This is a genomic window from Flavobacterium faecale (assembly GCF_003076455.1).
GTDB lineage: Bacteria > Bacteroidota > Bacteroidia > Flavobacteriales > Flavobacteriaceae > Flavobacterium > Flavobacterium faecale.
Genome location: NZ_CP020918.1, coordinates 4,055,775 through 4,073,844, shown reverse-complemented (window position 1 = coordinate 4,073,844; position 18,070 = coordinate 4,055,775). Strand labels below are relative to the sequence as shown.

Annotated in this window: 14 protein-coding genes; 8 read left to right on the top strand and 6 right to left on the bottom strand. The window is 36.3% G+C overall.

Annotated features, from left to right (window positions below; translation table 11 throughout):
* The 4 genes from FFWV33_RS17065 (at position 1) to FFWV33_RS17050 (ending at position 5,067) form a co-directional block, all read left to right on the top strand.
* Positions 1–2,463: a ligase-associated DNA damage response DEXH box helicase gene (locus FFWV33_RS17065; RefSeq protein WP_108742019.1), complete on the top strand. Its 2,463-nt coding sequence runs from the start codon at positions 1–3 to the stop codon at positions 2,461–2,463.
* A gap of 10 nt (positions 2,464–2,473) precedes the next feature.
* Positions 2,474–3,112: a ligase-associated DNA damage response endonuclease PdeM gene (gene pdeM, locus FFWV33_RS17060; RefSeq protein WP_108742018.1), complete on the top strand. Its 639-nt coding sequence runs from the start codon at positions 2,474–2,476 to the stop codon at positions 3,110–3,112.
* A gap of 306 nt (positions 3,113–3,418) precedes the next feature.
* Positions 3,419–4,240 carry an orotidine-5'-phosphate decarboxylase gene (gene pyrF, locus FFWV33_RS17055; RefSeq protein ID WP_108742017.1) on the top strand — a complete coding sequence of 274 codons (822 nt, stop codon included), beginning with the start codon at positions 3,419–3,421 and terminating at the stop codon, positions 4,238–4,240.
* A gap of 26 nt (positions 4,241–4,266) precedes the next feature.
* Positions 4,267–5,067, top strand: coding sequence for an ABC transporter substrate-binding protein (locus FFWV33_RS17050; protein ID WP_108742016.1), 801 nt, complete (start codon positions 4,267–4,269; stop codon positions 5,065–5,067).
* Between the two features lie 5 nt (positions 5,068–5,072).
* Here FFWV33_RS17050 and FFWV33_RS17045 read toward each other — a convergent pair whose 3' ends face one another.
* From FFWV33_RS17045 to FFWV33_RS17025, 5 genes are all read right to left on the bottom strand, one after another.
* A complete protein-coding gene (locus FFWV33_RS17045) occupies positions 5,073–5,282 on the bottom strand; it encodes a hypothetical protein (RefSeq protein WP_108742015.1) in 210 nt (69 codons plus the stop codon).
* A gap of 247 nt (positions 5,283–5,529) precedes the next feature.
* Positions 5,530–7,995, bottom strand: coding sequence for a TonB-dependent receptor domain-containing protein (locus FFWV33_RS17040; RefSeq protein ID WP_342748661.1), 2,466 nt, complete (start codon positions 7,993–7,995; stop codon positions 5,530–5,532).
* Positions 7,934–9,292 carry an HTTM domain-containing protein gene (locus tag FFWV33_RS17035; RefSeq protein ID WP_108742013.1) on the bottom strand — a complete coding sequence of 453 codons (1,359 nt, stop codon included), beginning with the start codon at positions 9,290–9,292 and terminating at the stop codon, positions 7,934–7,936. The genes FFWV33_RS17040 and FFWV33_RS17035 overlap by 62 nt, the downstream gene beginning before the upstream one ends.
* Before the next feature lie 39 nt (positions 9,293–9,331).
* Positions 9,332–10,444, bottom strand: coding sequence for an imelysin family protein (locus tag FFWV33_RS17030; protein ID WP_108742012.1), 1,113 nt, complete (start codon positions 10,442–10,444; stop codon positions 9,332–9,334).
* A 124-nt stretch (positions 10,445–10,568) separates the two neighbouring features.
* The gene (locus FFWV33_RS17025) at positions 10,569–11,789 is read right to left on the bottom strand and encodes a DUF4856 domain-containing protein (RefSeq protein WP_108742011.1); all 1,221 of its coding nucleotides are present in this window, start codon (positions 11,787–11,789) and stop codon (positions 10,569–10,571) included.
* A gap of 206 nt (positions 11,790–11,995) precedes the next feature.
* Here FFWV33_RS17025 and FFWV33_RS17020 point away from each other — a divergent pair, with 206 nt between their 5' ends.
* Together FFWV33_RS17020 and FFWV33_RS17015 are read left to right on the top strand one after the other, a co-directional pair.
* Entirely contained in the window at positions 11,996–13,165 is a 1,170-nt protein-coding gene (locus tag FFWV33_RS17020; RefSeq protein ID WP_108742010.1) for an imelysin family protein, read from the top strand.
* Between the two features lie 67 nt (positions 13,166–13,232).
* Positions 13,233–14,627: a di-heme oxidoreductase family protein gene (locus tag FFWV33_RS17015; protein WP_108742009.1), complete on the top strand. Its 1,395-nt coding sequence runs from the start codon at positions 13,233–13,235 to the stop codon at positions 14,625–14,627.
* An 82-nt stretch (positions 14,628–14,709) separates the two neighbouring features.
* Here the strand turns inward: FFWV33_RS17015 and FFWV33_RS17010 are convergent, their stop codons facing one another.
* Positions 14,710–15,363, bottom strand: coding sequence for a dienelactone hydrolase family protein (locus FFWV33_RS17010; protein ID WP_108742008.1), 654 nt, complete (start codon positions 15,361–15,363; stop codon positions 14,710–14,712).
* A gap of 647 nt (positions 15,364–16,010) precedes the next feature.
* On the opposite strand from FFWV33_RS17010, the gene FFWV33_RS17005 reads away from it, so the two are divergent.
* Together FFWV33_RS17005 and FFWV33_RS17000 are read left to right on the top strand one after the other, a co-directional pair.
* A complete protein-coding gene (locus FFWV33_RS17005) occupies positions 16,011–16,982 on the top strand; it encodes an ion channel (protein ID WP_108742007.1) in 972 nt (323 codons plus the stop codon).
* Positions 16,983–17,162: 180 nt separating this feature from the next.
* Positions 17,163–18,062 (top strand): MerR family transcriptional regulator, encoded by a 900-nt coding sequence (locus FFWV33_RS17000; protein ID WP_108742006.1) that lies wholly within the window; start codon positions 17,163–17,165, stop codon positions 18,060–18,062.
* The last annotated feature ends 8 nt before the right edge of the window (positions 18,063–18,070 follow it).

The window sequence follows — 18,070 nt, the reverse complement described above, 5'->3', positions numbered from 1 at the left end:
ATGACAAGGAAAGAACAGATAGAAATAGCAGAAAATTGGTTTTTAAAACAAGATTGGAAAGCTTTTCCGTTTCAAAAGCAAACCTGGGAAGCCTTTTTGCAAGGGAAGAACGGTTTGCTCAATGCCCCAACAGGCAGCGGGAAAACCTATGCTTTGTGGTTGCCGATCATTTTACAATACATACGATCTAATAAGGATTATAAATTCAAGCATAAAAAGGGATTGAAGGCCATTTGGATCACACCCCTTAGAGCACTTTCTGCAGATATACAACAAGCAGCTGAGCGTGTTGCGGCAGATCTTGGAACCTTGATGACTGTTGGGGTACGCACAGGTGACACTAGCTCGCAAGAGCGCGCAAAGCAGAAAAATAACATGCCCGATTTGCTAATTACCACACCCGAAAGTTTGCAATTACTTCTTGCGACCAAGGGATACGATAAAATTTTTGAATCCTGCTCGGCTATTGTAGTTGATGAGTGGCACGAACTTATGGGGACAAAACGTGGCGTGCAAATGGAACTCTCCTTGTCACGTTTGAAAACAGTTGCCCCGAAAATGAAAGTTTGGGGCATATCTGCCACGATTGGAAATCTCGAACTAGCACAAACCGTTTTGCTAGGTCATAATACCGAAGCGTTGAACAATTCGGTTTTGATTAAAGCCAAGATTAACAAAAAGATAAAAGTAGAATCGATCTTGCCCGAAAAGGTAGATTCATACCCTTGGCGCGGTCACATGGGACTACACCTTATAAAAGAAGTTGCAACGATCATCCGAGGTAGTAAAACAACCTTAATTTTTACCAACACCAGGTCACAATGCGAAATCTGGTTTCAAGCTTTATTAGATAAATATCCTGAGTTTGCTGGCGAGATGGCGATGCATCACGGGAGCATTGCACGCGAGACCCGAGCCTGGGTCGAAAATGCTATAAAAAACGAAGAACTCAAAGTAGTCGTTTGTACCTCAAGTCTCGATTTGGGAGTCGATTTTGCGCCTGTTGAGACCATTATCCAAGTAGGTAGCCCCAAAGGTGTTGCTCGATTTTTGCAGCGTGCGGGTAGGAGTGGACACCAACCGGGCAAAGAAAGCGTCATTTATTTTTTGGCCACGCACGCCATGGAATTAATCGAAGCATCAGCCCTAAAAAGAGCAACAAAAGAAGCAATAGTCGAAGACCGAATTCCGTACCTAAACAGTTACGATGTTTTGATTCAGTATCTCAATACACTTGCGGTATCGAATGGTTTTGATTCAAAAATTATTTATGATGAAATCAAAGCGACCTTCTGTTTCCAGAGTATTACACCAGAGAATTGGCAATGGATTCTGAATTTTATCACCAACGGTAGTCAAAGTTTAGAAAAATACGATGAATACAAAAAAGTCGAAATTGACGAGAATAGCTTGTACAAAATTAATAGTCGAAAAACGGCAATGCAGCACCGCATGCAAATTGGAACCATTGTGAGTGATGCCGTTTTGAATATAAAGTTTGTCAGTGGCGGCTATATTGGTTTTATCGAAGAGTGGTTTGCAGCCAAATTGCGTAAAGGCGATATCTTTATCTTCGCCGGAAAAAAGTTGGAGTTTTATGCTATTAAGGATATGCAAGTTTATGTTCGAAAAGCAGGACCCAAAAAAACAGCCAAAACAGTAAGTTGGATGGGTGGCCGAATGGCATTTTCTGCCCAAATGAGTACCTTGCTTCGTGAGGAATTATATGCTGTAAATCACAATTCGCTTTCGCCCGAGCTACTAGCATTGGAGCCTGTTTTTACAAGACAAAAGTTAGAAAGCTGCATACCAAACGAAAATGAGTTTTTAATCGAAACCTTCAAAACGCGCGAGGGCTACCATACTTTGTTTTATCCGTTTGAAGGGCGCTTTGTACATGAAGCTTTGGCGAGTATTATGGCCTATCGCATTTCGTTGTTGTCTCCTATTACTTTTTCGTTGGCATACAATGATTACGGATTTGAATTGCTATCTGATCAAGAAATTGATTTGCAGTTGGTGATAGATAACAATTTGTTTTCGACCTCCTACGTGCATGAAGATTTACAGCAAAGTCTAAATGCTACCGAAATGGCAAGACGAAAATTTAGGGATATTGCCATTATTTCAGGTTTATTGTTTACGGGTATGCCTGGTAAATTTATCAAAACCAAGCATTTGCAAAATGGGTCACAGTTATTGTTTGAAGTTTTTAGAGATTATGAACCCGATAACTTACTTTTGCAACAAGCATATATCGAAACATTTGAACACCAGTTAGAAGAGGGTCGACTGCGCCAAGCACTCGAGCGCATCAATTCGCAGGAGATCATTATTCGAAAATGCCAAAAACCAACACCTTTTAGTTTTCCGATCATCACAGACAGACTGCGAGAAAAATTGTCAAGTGAAAGCCTTGCCGAACGCATAGCCAAAATGACAGCGAGTTACTTGAAGGTATAATTAGAAAAGAATGCAAATTACGATTCGAAAACAAAATTTTATACTCCACCATCTGGGCGCCATGTATTGGGTAGAAAAGAAAATCCTCTTGGTCTCAGATGTTCATTTCGGAAAAGTAATGCATTTCAGGAAATATGGTATCGCGATTCCCACCGCAATAATTAAGGAGAATTTCGCTAATTTGGATGTTTTATTAGCCACCTATACTCCAGAAAAGGTGGTTTTTTTGGGTGATTTATTTCATAGCAAAATCAATAATGAATGGAACATGTTTGAAGAATGGATTTCGAACCAAGTTAATTGTTCGTTTGTATTGATCGAAGGGAATCATGACGTGATTGGTCGCGACTATTATACCGATTTGCAAATTAAAGTACTCCCACAAATGGTTATAGATGACTTCTTACTCACACACCATCCCGAAGAAACGATAGCCTTATTCAACTTTTGTGGACACTTGCATCCGGGAGTGGAATTGAAAGGGATTGGAAGACAGTTTCTGAAGTTAGCTTGCTTCTTTCAATCCGAAAATCAAATGATATTGCCCGCTTTCGGCTCGTTTACCGGAAAGTACTTTATCAAGCCAACAACAAAAAACACCATCTACGCCATTGCAGATACTACTGTTTTTGAGATTGCTAAAACCTAATAACCGTTAAAGACTTGAAATCAAATTTAGCTGGGGGAATATTAGAAAACAGTTAGTCTTAAAGCTAAATGGCAAATTACGCTTTCGAAATATAGTTAAAAAGAGGTCTCAAATTCTTATCTCAATATTTTAGCACTAGTTCAGTAAGAAATTTTGAACTTCCGTGTTATTCATGTATGAATTGAGTTGTTATTCGATCAAGAAATAATGTTGTACTATTTCAATTGTCTTATTTTTCGAATAATTGAAGAATGCATTTATAAAACGATTAAACTTTGTAAATTTGCACCACAAGAAAACTACTTCATGACAACACAACAACTATTAGAACAAATCAAACTAAAAAAATCGTTCCTATGCGTAGGTCTAGATGTCGATTTGAACAAAATTCCGCAACATTTATTAGCACTTGAAGATCCTATTTTTGAGTTTAACAAAGCGATTATTGATGCTACACACGATTTGTGTGTATCGTACAAGCCTAATATTGCTTTTTTTGAAGCCTACGGAATCAAAGGATGGGTGGCTTTGCAAAAAACGATTAATTATATCAATGAAAACTACCCTGATATTTTTACCATCGCAGATGCAAAACGTGGCGATATTGGTAACACATCATCAATGTATGCCAAAGCTTTTTTTGAAGATTTAAATTTTGATAGTGTGACAGTAGCGCCTTACATGGGTAAGGATTCGGTAGAGCCATTTTTAGCGTTCGAAAACAAACACACCATCATGCTTGCCTTGACTTCCAATGAAGGGGCTTTTGATTTTCAAACCTTGAATGTTGGCGGGAACGAATTGTACAAGCAGGTTCTAGAAACTTCAAAATCTTGGAAAAACAGCGAAAACCTCATGTATGTGGTAGGAGCGACCAAAGCAGAATATTTTACGGCCATTCGTCAAATTGTTCCAGACAGTTTTTTACTTGTTCCTGGCGTTGGTGCTCAAGGCGGTAGTCTCTCTGAGGTATGCAAATACGGAATGAATGATAAAATAGGTTTGTTAATTAATTCTTCAAGAGGAATAATTTATGCATCCAAAGAAGCCGATTTTGCCGAAAAAGCAAGAGAAGAAGCTTTGAAAATGCAACAAGAAATGCAAACAATCATGGCGGATAAATTTTAATTTTCGAAAAATAAATTTCTTTAGATTTGAAAGACACTACTTTGATTGACCAAATAGGACAAGCACATTTTTTTTTGAAAACGCCACAACGTATTATCTCGTTGGTACCCTCACAAACGGAGTTGCTGCATGATTTGGGCTTGGAAGCGCAACTTGTGGGCATCACCAAATTTTGTGTTCATCCGTACCATTTGAAATCAGTGAAGACCAAAGTAGGAGGGACGAAAAAAATACATTTCGAAAAAATAAAATTGCTCCAACCAGATATTATAATTTGTAATAAGGAGGAAAATACCAAAGAAATGGTTGCGCAATTGAGTGAAATATGCCCAGTTTGGGTCACTGATATCGTGACTATTGAAGATAATTTTCAAATGATAACCGATTTTGGTCAGCTCTTCAACCGTCGTGTTGAAGCTCGTAAATGGAATGATAAGTTGGCTTTCGGTTTGAAGAATTTTAAAGAAAATGTAAAAGACCTATCCACCAAAAAAGTAGCCTATTTTATCTGGAAAAATCCATATATGGTAGCTGGGTCTTCAACATATATCAACGAACTATTACTTTTGAATAAGTTCGAAAATGTTTTCGGGGAAGCCATTCGCTACCCCGAAATCACTATTGACCAATTAAAAGAGGCCAATCCTGAAGCAGTATTCTTGTCATCAGAACCCTATCCTTTCAAAAAAGAAGACGGGTACGAACTGCAAGAAGATAATTTTAAAGCACCCATCGTATTGGTTGATGGCGAGATGTTTTCATGGTACGGAACACGATTATTAAAAGCATTTGAATACTTCAAAATGTTGCGTTCTCAAATACAGTAAACAATTTATTTTTTAGTTGAGGTCGTGTACATAACGATACCGCCCACCAACAAAATACCTCCTAAAATTGGAGACCAACTCACTGGGTTGTTTTTTTCTTTGTTGATTTCGATGGGTCCAATGTCAACCACTTTTTCTTTGGTTACTACATTAAAACCGGTATAAAACATCATTACTGCTCCAATAATTACGAGTACTATTCCTGTCATTTTCATACTATTTAATTTTTTATTTTTATTTTATTTTTCGAATAAAAAGCGATTAGTTGTGTTTTCAACCTATATTACATTCGAAAAGTCGTGATGTTCACAGTTACAAATATAAAGCTGTCTTATGGGATAACTTTTATACAATTTGCCAGACTGCTTTCAAAGTTTAAACCTATTTAAAAAAGAAACCCATTCAGAAACTGCGGTTGATTGCTTTTTCTAAATGGGTTTTAAAATGCTGTTCGTCTATGAGCTAGAACATATACTGCAGTGTGGTATAAAATGTTCTTCTATCTGAAGGAATGATTCCAGGGCCAGGATATCCAGTCGCTCTACGGGTAAAGTAGCTGTTGTCTGTAAAGTTATTGATACCTGCTTCCAGCTTAAAATTTTTCCATTTATAAGAAGTCGAAATATCGGCTACATAATAAGAAGGAATCGATCCTGAAATTCCAGTTAGCACATTGTTGGATGTATTGCTACCCGCACTCGATAGTTGCGAGGACACATACGTTAACTGCACGCTTGACAAAAAGTTTTTGTACCCTACGCTCGTTCCGGTTTTGATGTTGTATCTAGGCACAAATTCTACTTTGTAGCCTTTCTTCACCGTCGGTATATCTGATTTTAGATAAGTAGATCCTGTAATTGAGGAATTGGTAAATACATTCCAACTCAAATTTTCTTTAGCAGGGAAATAGGTTTTGGCAATGTTCCAATCTAATAACGTTTCAAATCCATACGTAAACGCAGTTCCAGTATTTGCGGTGATTTTTACAATGTTATTGGAAGCATTGGTACCGTCATATTGCCCGATTTTATTGTTGTAGTACAATCCAAAAATACTAGAATCGAAGGTTAGTTTCTGACCAAGATTTCCTCGTATTCCAATATCTGATGTATATCCTTTTTCATCTGTTATATTGGGATCTACTGCCTGACTAGGATTAACGGTAAAAATATCGCTAAAAGTTACCGAACGATAGTTTTGAGAGACGTTACCATAGATTTCCATTCCTTTTTTAGGTTTATAGCTCAATCCTACACCTAGCAGGTATAGGTTTCTGTCCTTAACAATATCTTCTGAAACGGTTTCATTCAAGATAACATTACCTGCCAAATCTTGATTGATTTTCTGGTAAGTTCCTTTAGCTTGCGTTCGTATTTTTTCGATTCTAAAACCAGGTGTAATTGTAAAATTAGCATTGATTTTAAAAATATTTTCACCAAAAATGGCAAGATTTAGATTCGGAAAAGTAAAATTTGATTGATTGGCATAAAAAGGATATTCGGTATTTGCGATCGTAAAATCGGCGCCAGAACTTGAGCTACCTGGACCTTGCTGTTGTGTATTACGGGATTGGTAATATTTGGCACCAATTAAAAACGCACTTTTTTGTTCTCCAATATAATAGCGTTTTAGGTAGCGCGCTTCGGCACCCCAGTTAACAAAATCACCCAGAATCAAGTCACGTGCACCCATAGGATCGGGCGTGGTGATGCGGTTATCTCTAAAACCTAATGCTTTTCTAGTGGCATCCAGTCCAAATAATTGCAATGAGAAATCAGAGTTTTCGTCAAACTTATGTTTTAAACGTAAGGCATATAAATTCCAATTCACAGCAAACCAATTTCGAGTTCTATTGCTTTGTTTTGGATTTTCATTAAACTGCTCGTCTGTCAAACCACCTGGTTGTTGCGCCAAGTAATTATAATAGGTATAGTCAAAATGCAAGGATGTTTTTTCGTTGAATTTGTAATTTAGATTGGCAAAATAGCTCTTGCTATCAAAATCAGAATTAGGTCTGTACCCATTTCCTTGTTTGTAATTAAAAAAGGCGTAGTAGCTAAATTTGCCTTTAGTACCACTTAATGAAGTGAAGTTGGTGTACAATCCGTAGGAACCAATAGTATTTCGGGTTGTAACTTCAATCGGTTTTAAAGAAGGAGTTTTTAATTTGAAGTTAATCATACCACCAAACTGTGTTCCATATTGTAAAGATGCTGCACCACGAATCACTTGAATTTCTTCTAAGGCTTCTGTTGGTGTAGTGTAATAACTCTCAGGATACCCCAAAACATCGGCACTTATGTCGTAACCGTTTTGACGTGTATTAAAGTTAGCGGTTCGGTTGGGATCTAATCCGCGACCTCCAATGCTCAATTGCAAACCACCATCAGAGCTTTCGTTAATCGTTAAACCAACTACTTGAGCAAAAATTTGTCGCGCATTGTTAGTTGATTTATTGGCAGTCAATTTTTCGACATTGATTACTTCGGTCTTTTTACCTGCATAAATAGCAGTTTCCTCAATATCATTTAGTTTTCGAATCGACTGTAGCCTGTCATTTTGTTTTCGAATAATTACCTCAGACAGATTATTGATTTTAGTCAAAACAACTGTCAAATCACTTCCTGTTGTGATGCTAATTTGTTCTACGATGCTGTATCCGTTCTTGAAAAACACTAAATCGTGACTCCCTTGGGATTTAAAATTGAATTCAAACTGCCCATTTGAATTAGAAAATTCTTTGATGCCAGTTGTTTTGCTGAATATTTCAACCTGTGCTAATTTGTTCCCTTTATTATCAGTCACTGTTCCTGCAATTTTGTGTTGCGCAAAACTAGTAATCGAAAACAATAATAGGAGTGCTACTTTATAGCCCTTTGATAGCGTCATTAAACGGGAGAATCCAAGTTTTGTGTGTAAAGCTTTCATTTTCTTTTGCTAAATTGATGTTTGGGTTTATATATTGTTTGCTTAATCTTCCGTTCAATGCGACGTAACTCGACACATGAACTTCGGGATTTATAAACCCTTGTTGTTGGTAATATTCTTTTAAATAATGTGCGTATTCTAATATAAAATCGGGTTGAAAAGACATTTGCTTTTCTTGAAACGGAGTTAAAAATTGTGTGTTATTTACCCGAATACTTTTGTTATTTAATTTGTCTGAGACTATAAATTCGGTATAACCTGCTTTTTCCATCAGCATCACGCGCCAAGAGAAACGAAAGCCTTCTTCGGTCCAGAATAATTCATCCGGATAACAGAGGTAACGAAAAGGAAACAACAACTGAAAAGCTAAAAACAAACCTAAAAATCCCAATTTCAATCGATTAATAGGAGAGAAGCTTTGTACTTTATCTTTTCCATTTTCGAATAATATAAGGCTAGATGAAAATAATTTGGCAGCTAGGCCGAGTATTTTTTTATGTAACGAAGGTTCGAAAAAAATCAAAGAACTGACAATCATCACATATGGAAACACACCGATAGGAAACAATATTCGAGTCAATAAATGGAATACTACAATCAAGAAAAAGCCAAAATTACGGGTTTTTTTATTTAGCATTAAAAATACGATGCCAAGATCGTAAATCATGCCCACCCAACTGAAGGCGTAGTGTACCCAAGTTTGATTCATAAAATAACTCAAAACCGGAATCTTAGTATTATCGGGTAACCATATTTTTAATGGCATAGCCTCCAACAACCAATCTGAGTTTAATTTTGCCAGTCCTGCGTAGATGTACACAATGGCGAGTAGTATTTTTAAAATGTCAGTAGTCCAACGTGGTATGGATTGAAAACGGAGCTTCTCATTTTTATAAGCATCTACTGAAAAATAGCAGTTGGCGGGTAAAAAACAGAGAACCAAACTCACAATCGTTATGAAATAATAGTGGTTGAGGTAGGTAGTTTTGTCCATAAGTTCGATGTAGGTAAAACTCAGAAAAAAACTAACGATAGCCAATTTGTATTGGTACCCTATAGCAACCATAATGGCCGCAACGGCGCAAATTATAAAGATGAGGTAGGTGTAAATTCCGATTGGTTTCACCCATTCAAAACCATAATAAGTAAAGTGGAAAGCAGGATCAATATAGAACTTTTTGATCCAACCGTAACTAGCAAAGCGTATCAAACTCAAAAGCATCATTAAACCAAACGCTAGCCTAAAAAAGGCTAGCGTCGCGGCTGATGTATATTGTTTAAAATACGTTTGAAACATAAATTTGTAATTAAAGAAGAATAGTTTTAATATGATTTTCTAGTCACCATCGCTATCAACATAGTCAACAGTAATTTTCAAGGCTTGCATCATATCCAACTTCATGTACACTACATTTTGTTGTGTAGCATCATAAGCAGTAATCATTTTACTATTATCAGTAGTGATTTGAGTATTGAAATTAGCATTTAATAAATCTACTTTTGCATAGATGGTCGTGAATTGATCATTGATGACATCGCTCAAATTTTGACCACTACGCACCGTTTTCAAAAAGTCTAAATACGCTTTTAATCCAGGTCCTGTAGCAGTACTTCCAAAAGTTTTACCGTTATAAAAGTCTTGTGATGCTTGGATAGCAGTAGTGTATAACGTTTTTGAAATGTCTTTTTTATAAAATGCTTCAACACTTGCAGGTAATGTTTTTCCACCAGAAAATACTCCTGCAGGAATACCTATTTTACCAGCACGAACATTTTTCTCGAAGTTTTTGATAAACATATTTACAGTAATACTTACTGAACTCGTGATGGTATTGCCATCGTTTGTAATGTAGGTGTTTTTATAACTTCCAGTCCAGTCGTTAAGTACGGTATCGTTGTTTGTTTTTAAGTTGCTTACCAAGTCGGTCGCATATTTTTTATAATTTGCAGCAGATGCTCCAGTATAAAAAGCTACAATAGCTTCGTCAGTAGTTCCTAATCCATTTAACACATAATCCAAAGCAGGCAAACCTTGCTTGCTAAATTGCGAAATTAAAGTAAAATCGTAAGTTCCTGCAGTAATGTTTGCATTGATTCCGCTAGCATCTGTTGGATACGTATTTGATTTTTCTTTAAAATAAATATCCTCTGCTTTTCCAAAAGAGAAAGGAGCAACATATTGAAACGCTTTGTATGCCTCTACCCATGAAGCACGTGCTGTAGCAAGAGTTGCAACAGTAGGCGTAGCAGTGAAGTTATTTACATCTGTTGTAAGGGTTTGCAATTTAACTTGGTAGTTAGTGTACGAAGGGATAATAATGTTGTTAGCCCAATGCGTCAGCAATGCTTTTCTATCGTACCCATCGTTAGTGGTAGAAGTTTCTCCGTCAGAAGAAGAACATGCGGCTGCAAGTGCTATAATGCTGAATAAAAAGAATATTTTTTTCATGATCTGCTATTTTTATTTCGAATAAAACAAAACAGAGAATACAATTGATTTTCTGTTTATAATTTTTTTGCAAAAGTACATTAAAATCAAGAGTAGTTGCCTACTCTTGATTTTGAATTATTTTTTAGTTTACTGTTACAGCTTGTGCCACTGTGAAACCAAATCTAGTTGCGATTTGAGTAGAAAGCGTATCTAAATTTGCATTCAAATAATCAACATCCCAGTAACCGTTAGTTCCTTTTGTTAAAGTCGCTAATATGGTGTCAACCTCTGTTTTTGAAAAATAAGGTGCATTTGTTCCTGGTTTGTTTGTGTAACGTAAACACATGATGAAACCATATGCTTCAGAAAGTGCGTGGAATGCAGCAGCTCCTTTGTTGGTAGTCAACTTTCCTTTACCTTCTTGCAAATAAAATACGGCACGTACTGCAGGCACTATTGCCAATTTAGCTTTGATAATGTCAATTTGTGCGTTTCTTGTAGTGTAATCATTAGCTACAATTGCAGCTCTACCTTTAATGAAGGCATTTTTTATATCAACCGTTAGTGTGTTGAAATCTGCATCTGCGTTAACTTGATTGATGTAGCTGTCCCAATATTTTCCACCACCAGCACCATAAATGTAGCCATAAGCTTCATCCCAGTTGTGCTCCATAGTAGTATAGTTTGTTCCAGTTTCAACTACTTTGTTTGTGTTGTTGTCTCTGTTCATGGCATCATCCAATTTTGCTGTACTCAAATAGTTGTTTACTATTTGATCCATAAAGCTAGCACCCATCATACCTTTAAGTAATACTTGCTGTGGCTCTAAACCATTTGCAGCAAACAATCGTGTAGATGTACCGTCTAAGTAGGCTCCTGCAACTCCTGCAGACGCTTGTACTTGTGTGTTATCTGATTTTAATGTACTCGCAGATGAAGCATTTATCAACTGACTTTCGAAAAAGGTTTGAACAGCAATTTTTTCTGCAGTAGTTCCTCCACCTAAAAAAGTAGAAAAGTAATCTTTTGAAGCCGCTGTTTTATCTTTTAATTGTTTTCCAGAGGTATTAAGGTCTGTTGTAGAAAACTGATTATTAGTATTTGAATACATATTAGACAAGACCGTATTGCTTGCTAATGTTTTGTTTTTTGCAGCATTACTAATATACGTTCCCATTTCGCCCAACATTAACAAACGACTTGACTGCCCTGAAAAATCTACAGATGTACTGCTATTTCTTTCGAAGGTGTAGTCGGTAGGAACGGTATAACTTGTCAAAGTGTCGTCATTGTCTTTCGAACAAGAAGTAAAAGTCAAACTTGCTATTGCAATTGCTGATAAAAGTAAATTCGAACGTGTCATTTTTTATTTATTTAGAATGAATAAGAATAATTTTCTGCAAAGATAGCATCGAATTTAACACACGCAAATTTTATTTAGATTATTTATAAATAATATTTAACTTTTATTTTTATTTAAATTAAATCTAAATAATCTTTGGAAATATAAAAAGTATCTTATAGTTTTGCGCTGCGTAAAATCATTCTAAATAATAAATATACTATAAAATGAAGATTTCAATTTTTAAAAGTGGATTAATTGTAGGGGCACTAGCTTTTTTTATCTCTTGTGATAAAGACGATACTAATGGGCAAACCGTTTCTAAAAAAGAGGTAATTACAACTTATGCTGATATAGCGTATGCCAATTATCAAAAAGCGTATGAAGATGCTGTAGTCTTGGAAACAGCAATCAATACTTTTACAGCTAATCCTTCTGAAACTACTTTTACAGCAGCAAAAAATTCTTGGAAACAGTCGCGTGAGAGTTACGGTACTACAGAGGCGTTCCGTTTTGCAGATGGACCTATTGATAATGCAGATGGTCCAGAAGGGTTTATTAATTCATGGCCATTGGACGAAAACTATATTGACTATGTACAAGGGAATCCAACTGCAGGAATCATCAATAGTCTGGTTAGTTTTCCGATCATCAGTAAAGATGTTTTGGAAGGTGAAAACGGAAAAAATGATAACGAAAAGTATGTTACAGTTGGTTACCATGCAATCGAATTTTTACTTTGGGGACAAGATTTAACTGCTCCTTCAGCTAAATTACCTGGGCAAAGACCTTATACAGACTATGTTCTTGTTGGTGGTACAGCGCTTAATCAATCTAGGCGTGCAACCTATTTAAAGGTGTGTGCTGATTTACTAACAGATCACTTATTATACGTTGCTAATCAATGGAAAACAGGCGGAGCTTATCGTACAACCTTTTTGGCTATGAATGAAGATGACGCCATTAAGAATATGTACAGAGGTGTTACTACTTTAATTTCTGCAGAATTACCATCTGAGCGTATGGAAGTGGCTTTGGGTAATGAAGATCAAGAAGATGAGCATTCATGTTTTAGCGATAATACGCACCGTGATATTGCATTGAATTTACAAGGAGCTATTAATATTTATCAAGGAACCTACGGTACAATCGACGGACCGTCTCTTGAAGATTTAGTACAACAAGCAAATACTACAACCTACACAGAAACGCAAGCACAAATTGCACTAGCAACATCATCTGTAGCAGCAATGGCTATTCCGTTTGATTATGCTATTTCTGGTGGAGCAAGCTCTGTAGAAGGTGCTAAAGTAAAAGTTGCAGTAGTGGCGATCAAAAATCTAGCTAAAAATATATTAGATGGTGCTACAAAAATTGGAATTTTGGTAAATAGCTAAATCTCTTTATTTCTAATAATCTCTAAGTGCTTCCTTAAAAAGAGGCACTTTTACTGTTTAAAATATCATGAAAAATTATATAAAATTAAGTTTCGTTTTGGCTGCTACACTTCTTGTAAGTTGTAGTTCATCAGATGCAGATTATGAGGACTTGAAAGCAGAGGACAACGAACAATTTTCAGGTGGAGATGTTACCGTTTTTAATACATCAGAAGAAGCCTTCGGATTTTTTGCACCCAATTTGACTTACGATGAGCAGTCAAATTTCGGAATCGGAAATTCTTTCTTTAGACAAAATTGGGTCATTGCACCTGCATCTACAACTGCTAGAGATGGTTTAGGACCTTATTTCAATGCTATTTCTTGCTCTAGTTGTCACTTTAAAGATGGACGTGGAAGACCCCAATATGCCGACAATGAAACAGGTCACGGACTCTTGCTCCGATTGAGTATTGCAGGCGTGGATGCACATGGAGCATCGTTGCCAGATCCTATTTATGGAGGACAGTTGCAAGACAATGCCATTTTGGGGCAAACGACAAAAGGTACGTATACTATTGCCTACACACCTATAGTCGAAACCTACGCAGATGGTTCTACAGTTACTTTACAAAAACCAATCTATACTATTAGTAATCTAGGTTTTGGAGCCTTATCTAGCAATGTTAAGGTGTCACCAAGAGTTGCCAATCAAGTCATTGGTTTAGGTTTGCTAGAGGCGATTCCCGAAGCTACTATTCTAGCCTTTGCTTACCAAAATACCAAAAATGGTGTATCAGGTAAAGCAAATTATGTTTACGATATCGTTTCCAATTCAAATGTATTAGGACGTTTTGGGTGGAAAGCCAACCAACCAACTATTCGCCAACAAGCTGCAGCTGCTTTTTCTGGAGATATGGGGATTACTAGTTCATTGTTTCCAACCGAAAATATTCCTGCTTCTGTAAATGGAAGTGGAATTCCGAATGGTGGTGAACCTGAAATTTCAGATGCAAATTTTGATAAGGTTGTGTTTTACTCGAGTACATTGGCTGTTCCTGCCCGTCGTGATTATAACGATGCGACCGTTTTGGCTGGTAAGAAAACTTTTGAAACCATTGGGTGTACAAGTTGCCATATTCCAAAAATGACCACAGGTACTACACATGCTATTGCAGCCTTGCGTAGTCAGGTGATTCGTCCGTATACAGATATGCTTTTGCATGACATGGGCACAAACCTAGCAGATAATGCTCCTGATTATTTAGCTACAGGAACAGAGTGGCGCACGCAGCCGTTGTGGGGAATTGGTTTAATAAATACAGTAAACAAACATACTTTTTTAATGCATGATGGTAGAGCCAAAAATGTTGAGGAGGCTATTTTGTGGCACGGAGGTGAAGCTACTTATGCCAAATCAGAATTTAAGAAATTGGCAAAAAAAGAGCGTGATGCACTTTTAACCTTTATAAATTCCCTTTAAAGTTAAAAGAATTTAAAGTTAGAAAGAGAACCGTGAACATTTGTTTACGGTTTTTTTATTGGATTAAAATAAGTAAACTATATTAGAAAGAGTAAGTATTTTTACTGCCAAAATATTTTTGAAACCAACTGATAGCTACTTCTGCAGCTTCCTTTAGTTTATTGGCTTCGTTCATTACGGCGGGTGTTCGCGGCAGGATTTTCATCTCTTTTTCGCTAACTAAATTGTCGTAAGCTATTTTGTTTAAACTAATAATAGGAATATCGATACCATTGACCAGCAAAAGGGTAGGCGCTGTAATTTGATTAAGCGTATCCATTACCATATCGGGGCGACCGCTTCTTGAAACTACTGCTTTGATGTCTGTCCCAAAATAGGCTGCGGCTCGCATTGCCACTGCCGCTCCTGTTTTTGCACCCAAATAGCCAATCGGCAATTCATTGTTAGCGGGATTCAAAAGTAACCAATCGGTAGTTTTGATTAATCGGCCCACGAGTAAATCGATATTGAACTTATTCTCGCAATTTGCTGCTTCGGTAGTGGTAAGTAAATTGAATATCAATGTGCCAAGGTTGTCTTTTTGAAGCAATTCGGCTAACTGGATATTTTTTGGATCGGTCGTGCAACTACTACTGCAATTGCAAAACACGACAATGCCTGTTGCTTTTGGTGGTATCATCAGTTTGCCTTTTAAGGTAACGGATTCTAATGGTATTTTAATGTCATGTTTTCCCATGCTAGTTTATTTTTTATGGTTAAAAAAATGGCAGTACAGGTAGGTTGTACACTTTAAAAAAGAAATGCTGTTGGTTTTTTATCGAAAGTGTTGAGGCAGATTCAATCTGTGATACACTGATTTTTAGTCGCAACTAAGGCTTTGGGGGCTGTAATTAAGAGGGCAGATTACGCAATTCAGACTAAGGTGGTATTTAGAAATTGCTGGTGTACCAAGATTTTGATGTTATAAAGATACTGAAAATCAGTGGCTAATTGGCATGAGAGCTTCATTTTGTGAACGTAAGGATGTATTTTTTTCTTTGCTCGAATATTAATCGGCTAGTTACGGTTCTTATTTGAAGGAATAGTTTGAAGTTGTACTTAATACACTAAGCTTCTGGATTTCAAACTAATTTTTAAAGAGTACTCCCATCTTTTTTACTTTAGATAAAAAGGAAAGGAGAAATAAGAGAATTATAGTCATTTAAAAGGTATTGTTTTCGAAAAGGATCCTCACTGATATTTTTTCTTTCGAATAAAAGAATGCATACAAAGGTCAAATCAGGTTTCTAAAAGAGTAGTTCGAATAAAAGATCGATTGGTGATTGCATATAATCTCCTTCGGCTTTGATTTAATTGACTATTTTTACCTCAAATAAAAAGGCAATGGCATTATTCGATCATATCAATTTAAAAGCGAAGACAGATAAAAATACTGGTTTCGGAAGCAATTCTAGTAGTTACGGAGGACGTTTCATTAATAAAAATGGCGTTGCCAACATTGAGAAAAGAGGTATGCACCGTTTGATGCGCATTTCATGGTTTCACACCATGATTGATATGGCAGTTTGGAAATTTATCACGGTAGTTTTGACCTTTTACATCACGATAAATTTGCTTTTTGCAATGATTTATTTTGTTATCGGGGTAGAGCATCTTGATGGGATTTCAAAGTCCGATTCTTTTTGGGAGCAATTTGGTAAGGCCTACTTTTTCAGTGCACAAACATTTACTACAGTCGGTTATGGGCATATAAGTCCGGTAGGGTTTATGACAAGCGCAATTTCTGCGGCCGAGGCTTTGATAGGTTTGTTGAGTTTTGCAATTGCAACTGGTTTGTTTTTTGGGCGTTTTAGTAAGCCAACTGCATTCTTGAAGTTTTCGCACAACGCTCTAATCACACCTTATGAAGGTGGAACAGGATTAATGGTACGACTTGTTCCTTTTAAAAATACCAATTTCACCGATGCTGAGGCCAAAATGACTATTGGTATGCGAATTGAAGAAAACGGGCAAATGGTCAATCGTTTTTATACCTTAGATTTAGAGTTGCAAAAAATAAATTTCTTAATTTTGAGTTGGACACTAGTGCATCCTATTAATGAGCAGAGTCCGCTATACAAATTCACAAAAGAAGATTTTGCCTCTATCAGTGGTGAAATACTAGTCTATATCAAAACTTTCGATGATATGTTTAGTAGCACTGTGGCAGCGAGAACTTCTTATGTTTTTGGTGAAATTGTTTACGGAGCCAAATTTGTTCCTATGTACCAACGTAGTTTTGATGATTCCAAAACTATTTTGGACTTGGATAAACTGAATGATTTTGTCCCTGTTGAGATAGAAACGCAGGCATAGGTTGTATTTTGAAAAGGTGTTAAACTAGCTGTGCTCTCAATTCAAACCATCGGAAACAGTATAGAAATCCCAATTGTTTGGTTTTGTTTACCTATTATATGTAAACTTTAAACAAAATTATAGTCTAATAGTTTTTAATATAGAATAAAAGCTTATATTTGTTTAATATTTAAACCAGTTATGTTAAACAAAGTAAACACAACCTTCAGTATTAAGGATCTTGAAAATCTTTCAGGTGTCAAAGCACATACTATTCGAATTTGGGAAAAGAGATACGATGTCTTTCAACCGCTTCGAACAGATACTAATATTCGAATTTATGATTTAAAGAGTTTGCAGAAACTTTTAAATATCAATTTTTTGCATCAATACGGATATAAGATTTCAAAAATAGCCACTTACGCAGAGGATGAAATTCCGGCAATGGTGCGCACTATTGTATCTGAGAAAAATGCGAAAAATCATGCAATTAATATTTTCAAGATTGCAATGATGAATTTTGATCATCAATTATTTGCCAAAACCTATGATTGGTTGACGCAAGAAAAAACCTTTCGTCAAATATTTACCGAAGTTTTTATTCCGTTTATGGAAGAGATCGGGCACTTATGGCAAACGGATACCATCACACCTGCACACGAACATTTTGTATGTCATTTGATTAGACAAAAAATCATTCTAAATATTCACAACGCACAGCTGCAAGATCGCACAAAATTTGACCAAACATTTGTATTGGCTTTACCTTTAAATGAGATACATGATTTAGGTTTGTTGTATCTTAATTACGATATTGCTCACTTGGGGTATCAAGTAATTTATTTGGGAGAGAGTATGCCGATTGAAAGTTTAAAAGATCTTAAAACACATTATAAAAATATTGTTTTTATTAGTTACTTTACCGTACAGCCTGTTGTTGACGAATTGGAGGACTATGTGAACGAAATGAACACACAATTGTTAGAAGATGATTCTCAACTTTGGCTTTTAGGTCGAATGACACAAAATCTTAATCGAGAAAAATTAAGTTCAAAGATTACCGTATTTGATTCGGCATTAGAATTAATTCAAAAGTTATAGTGCTTTTT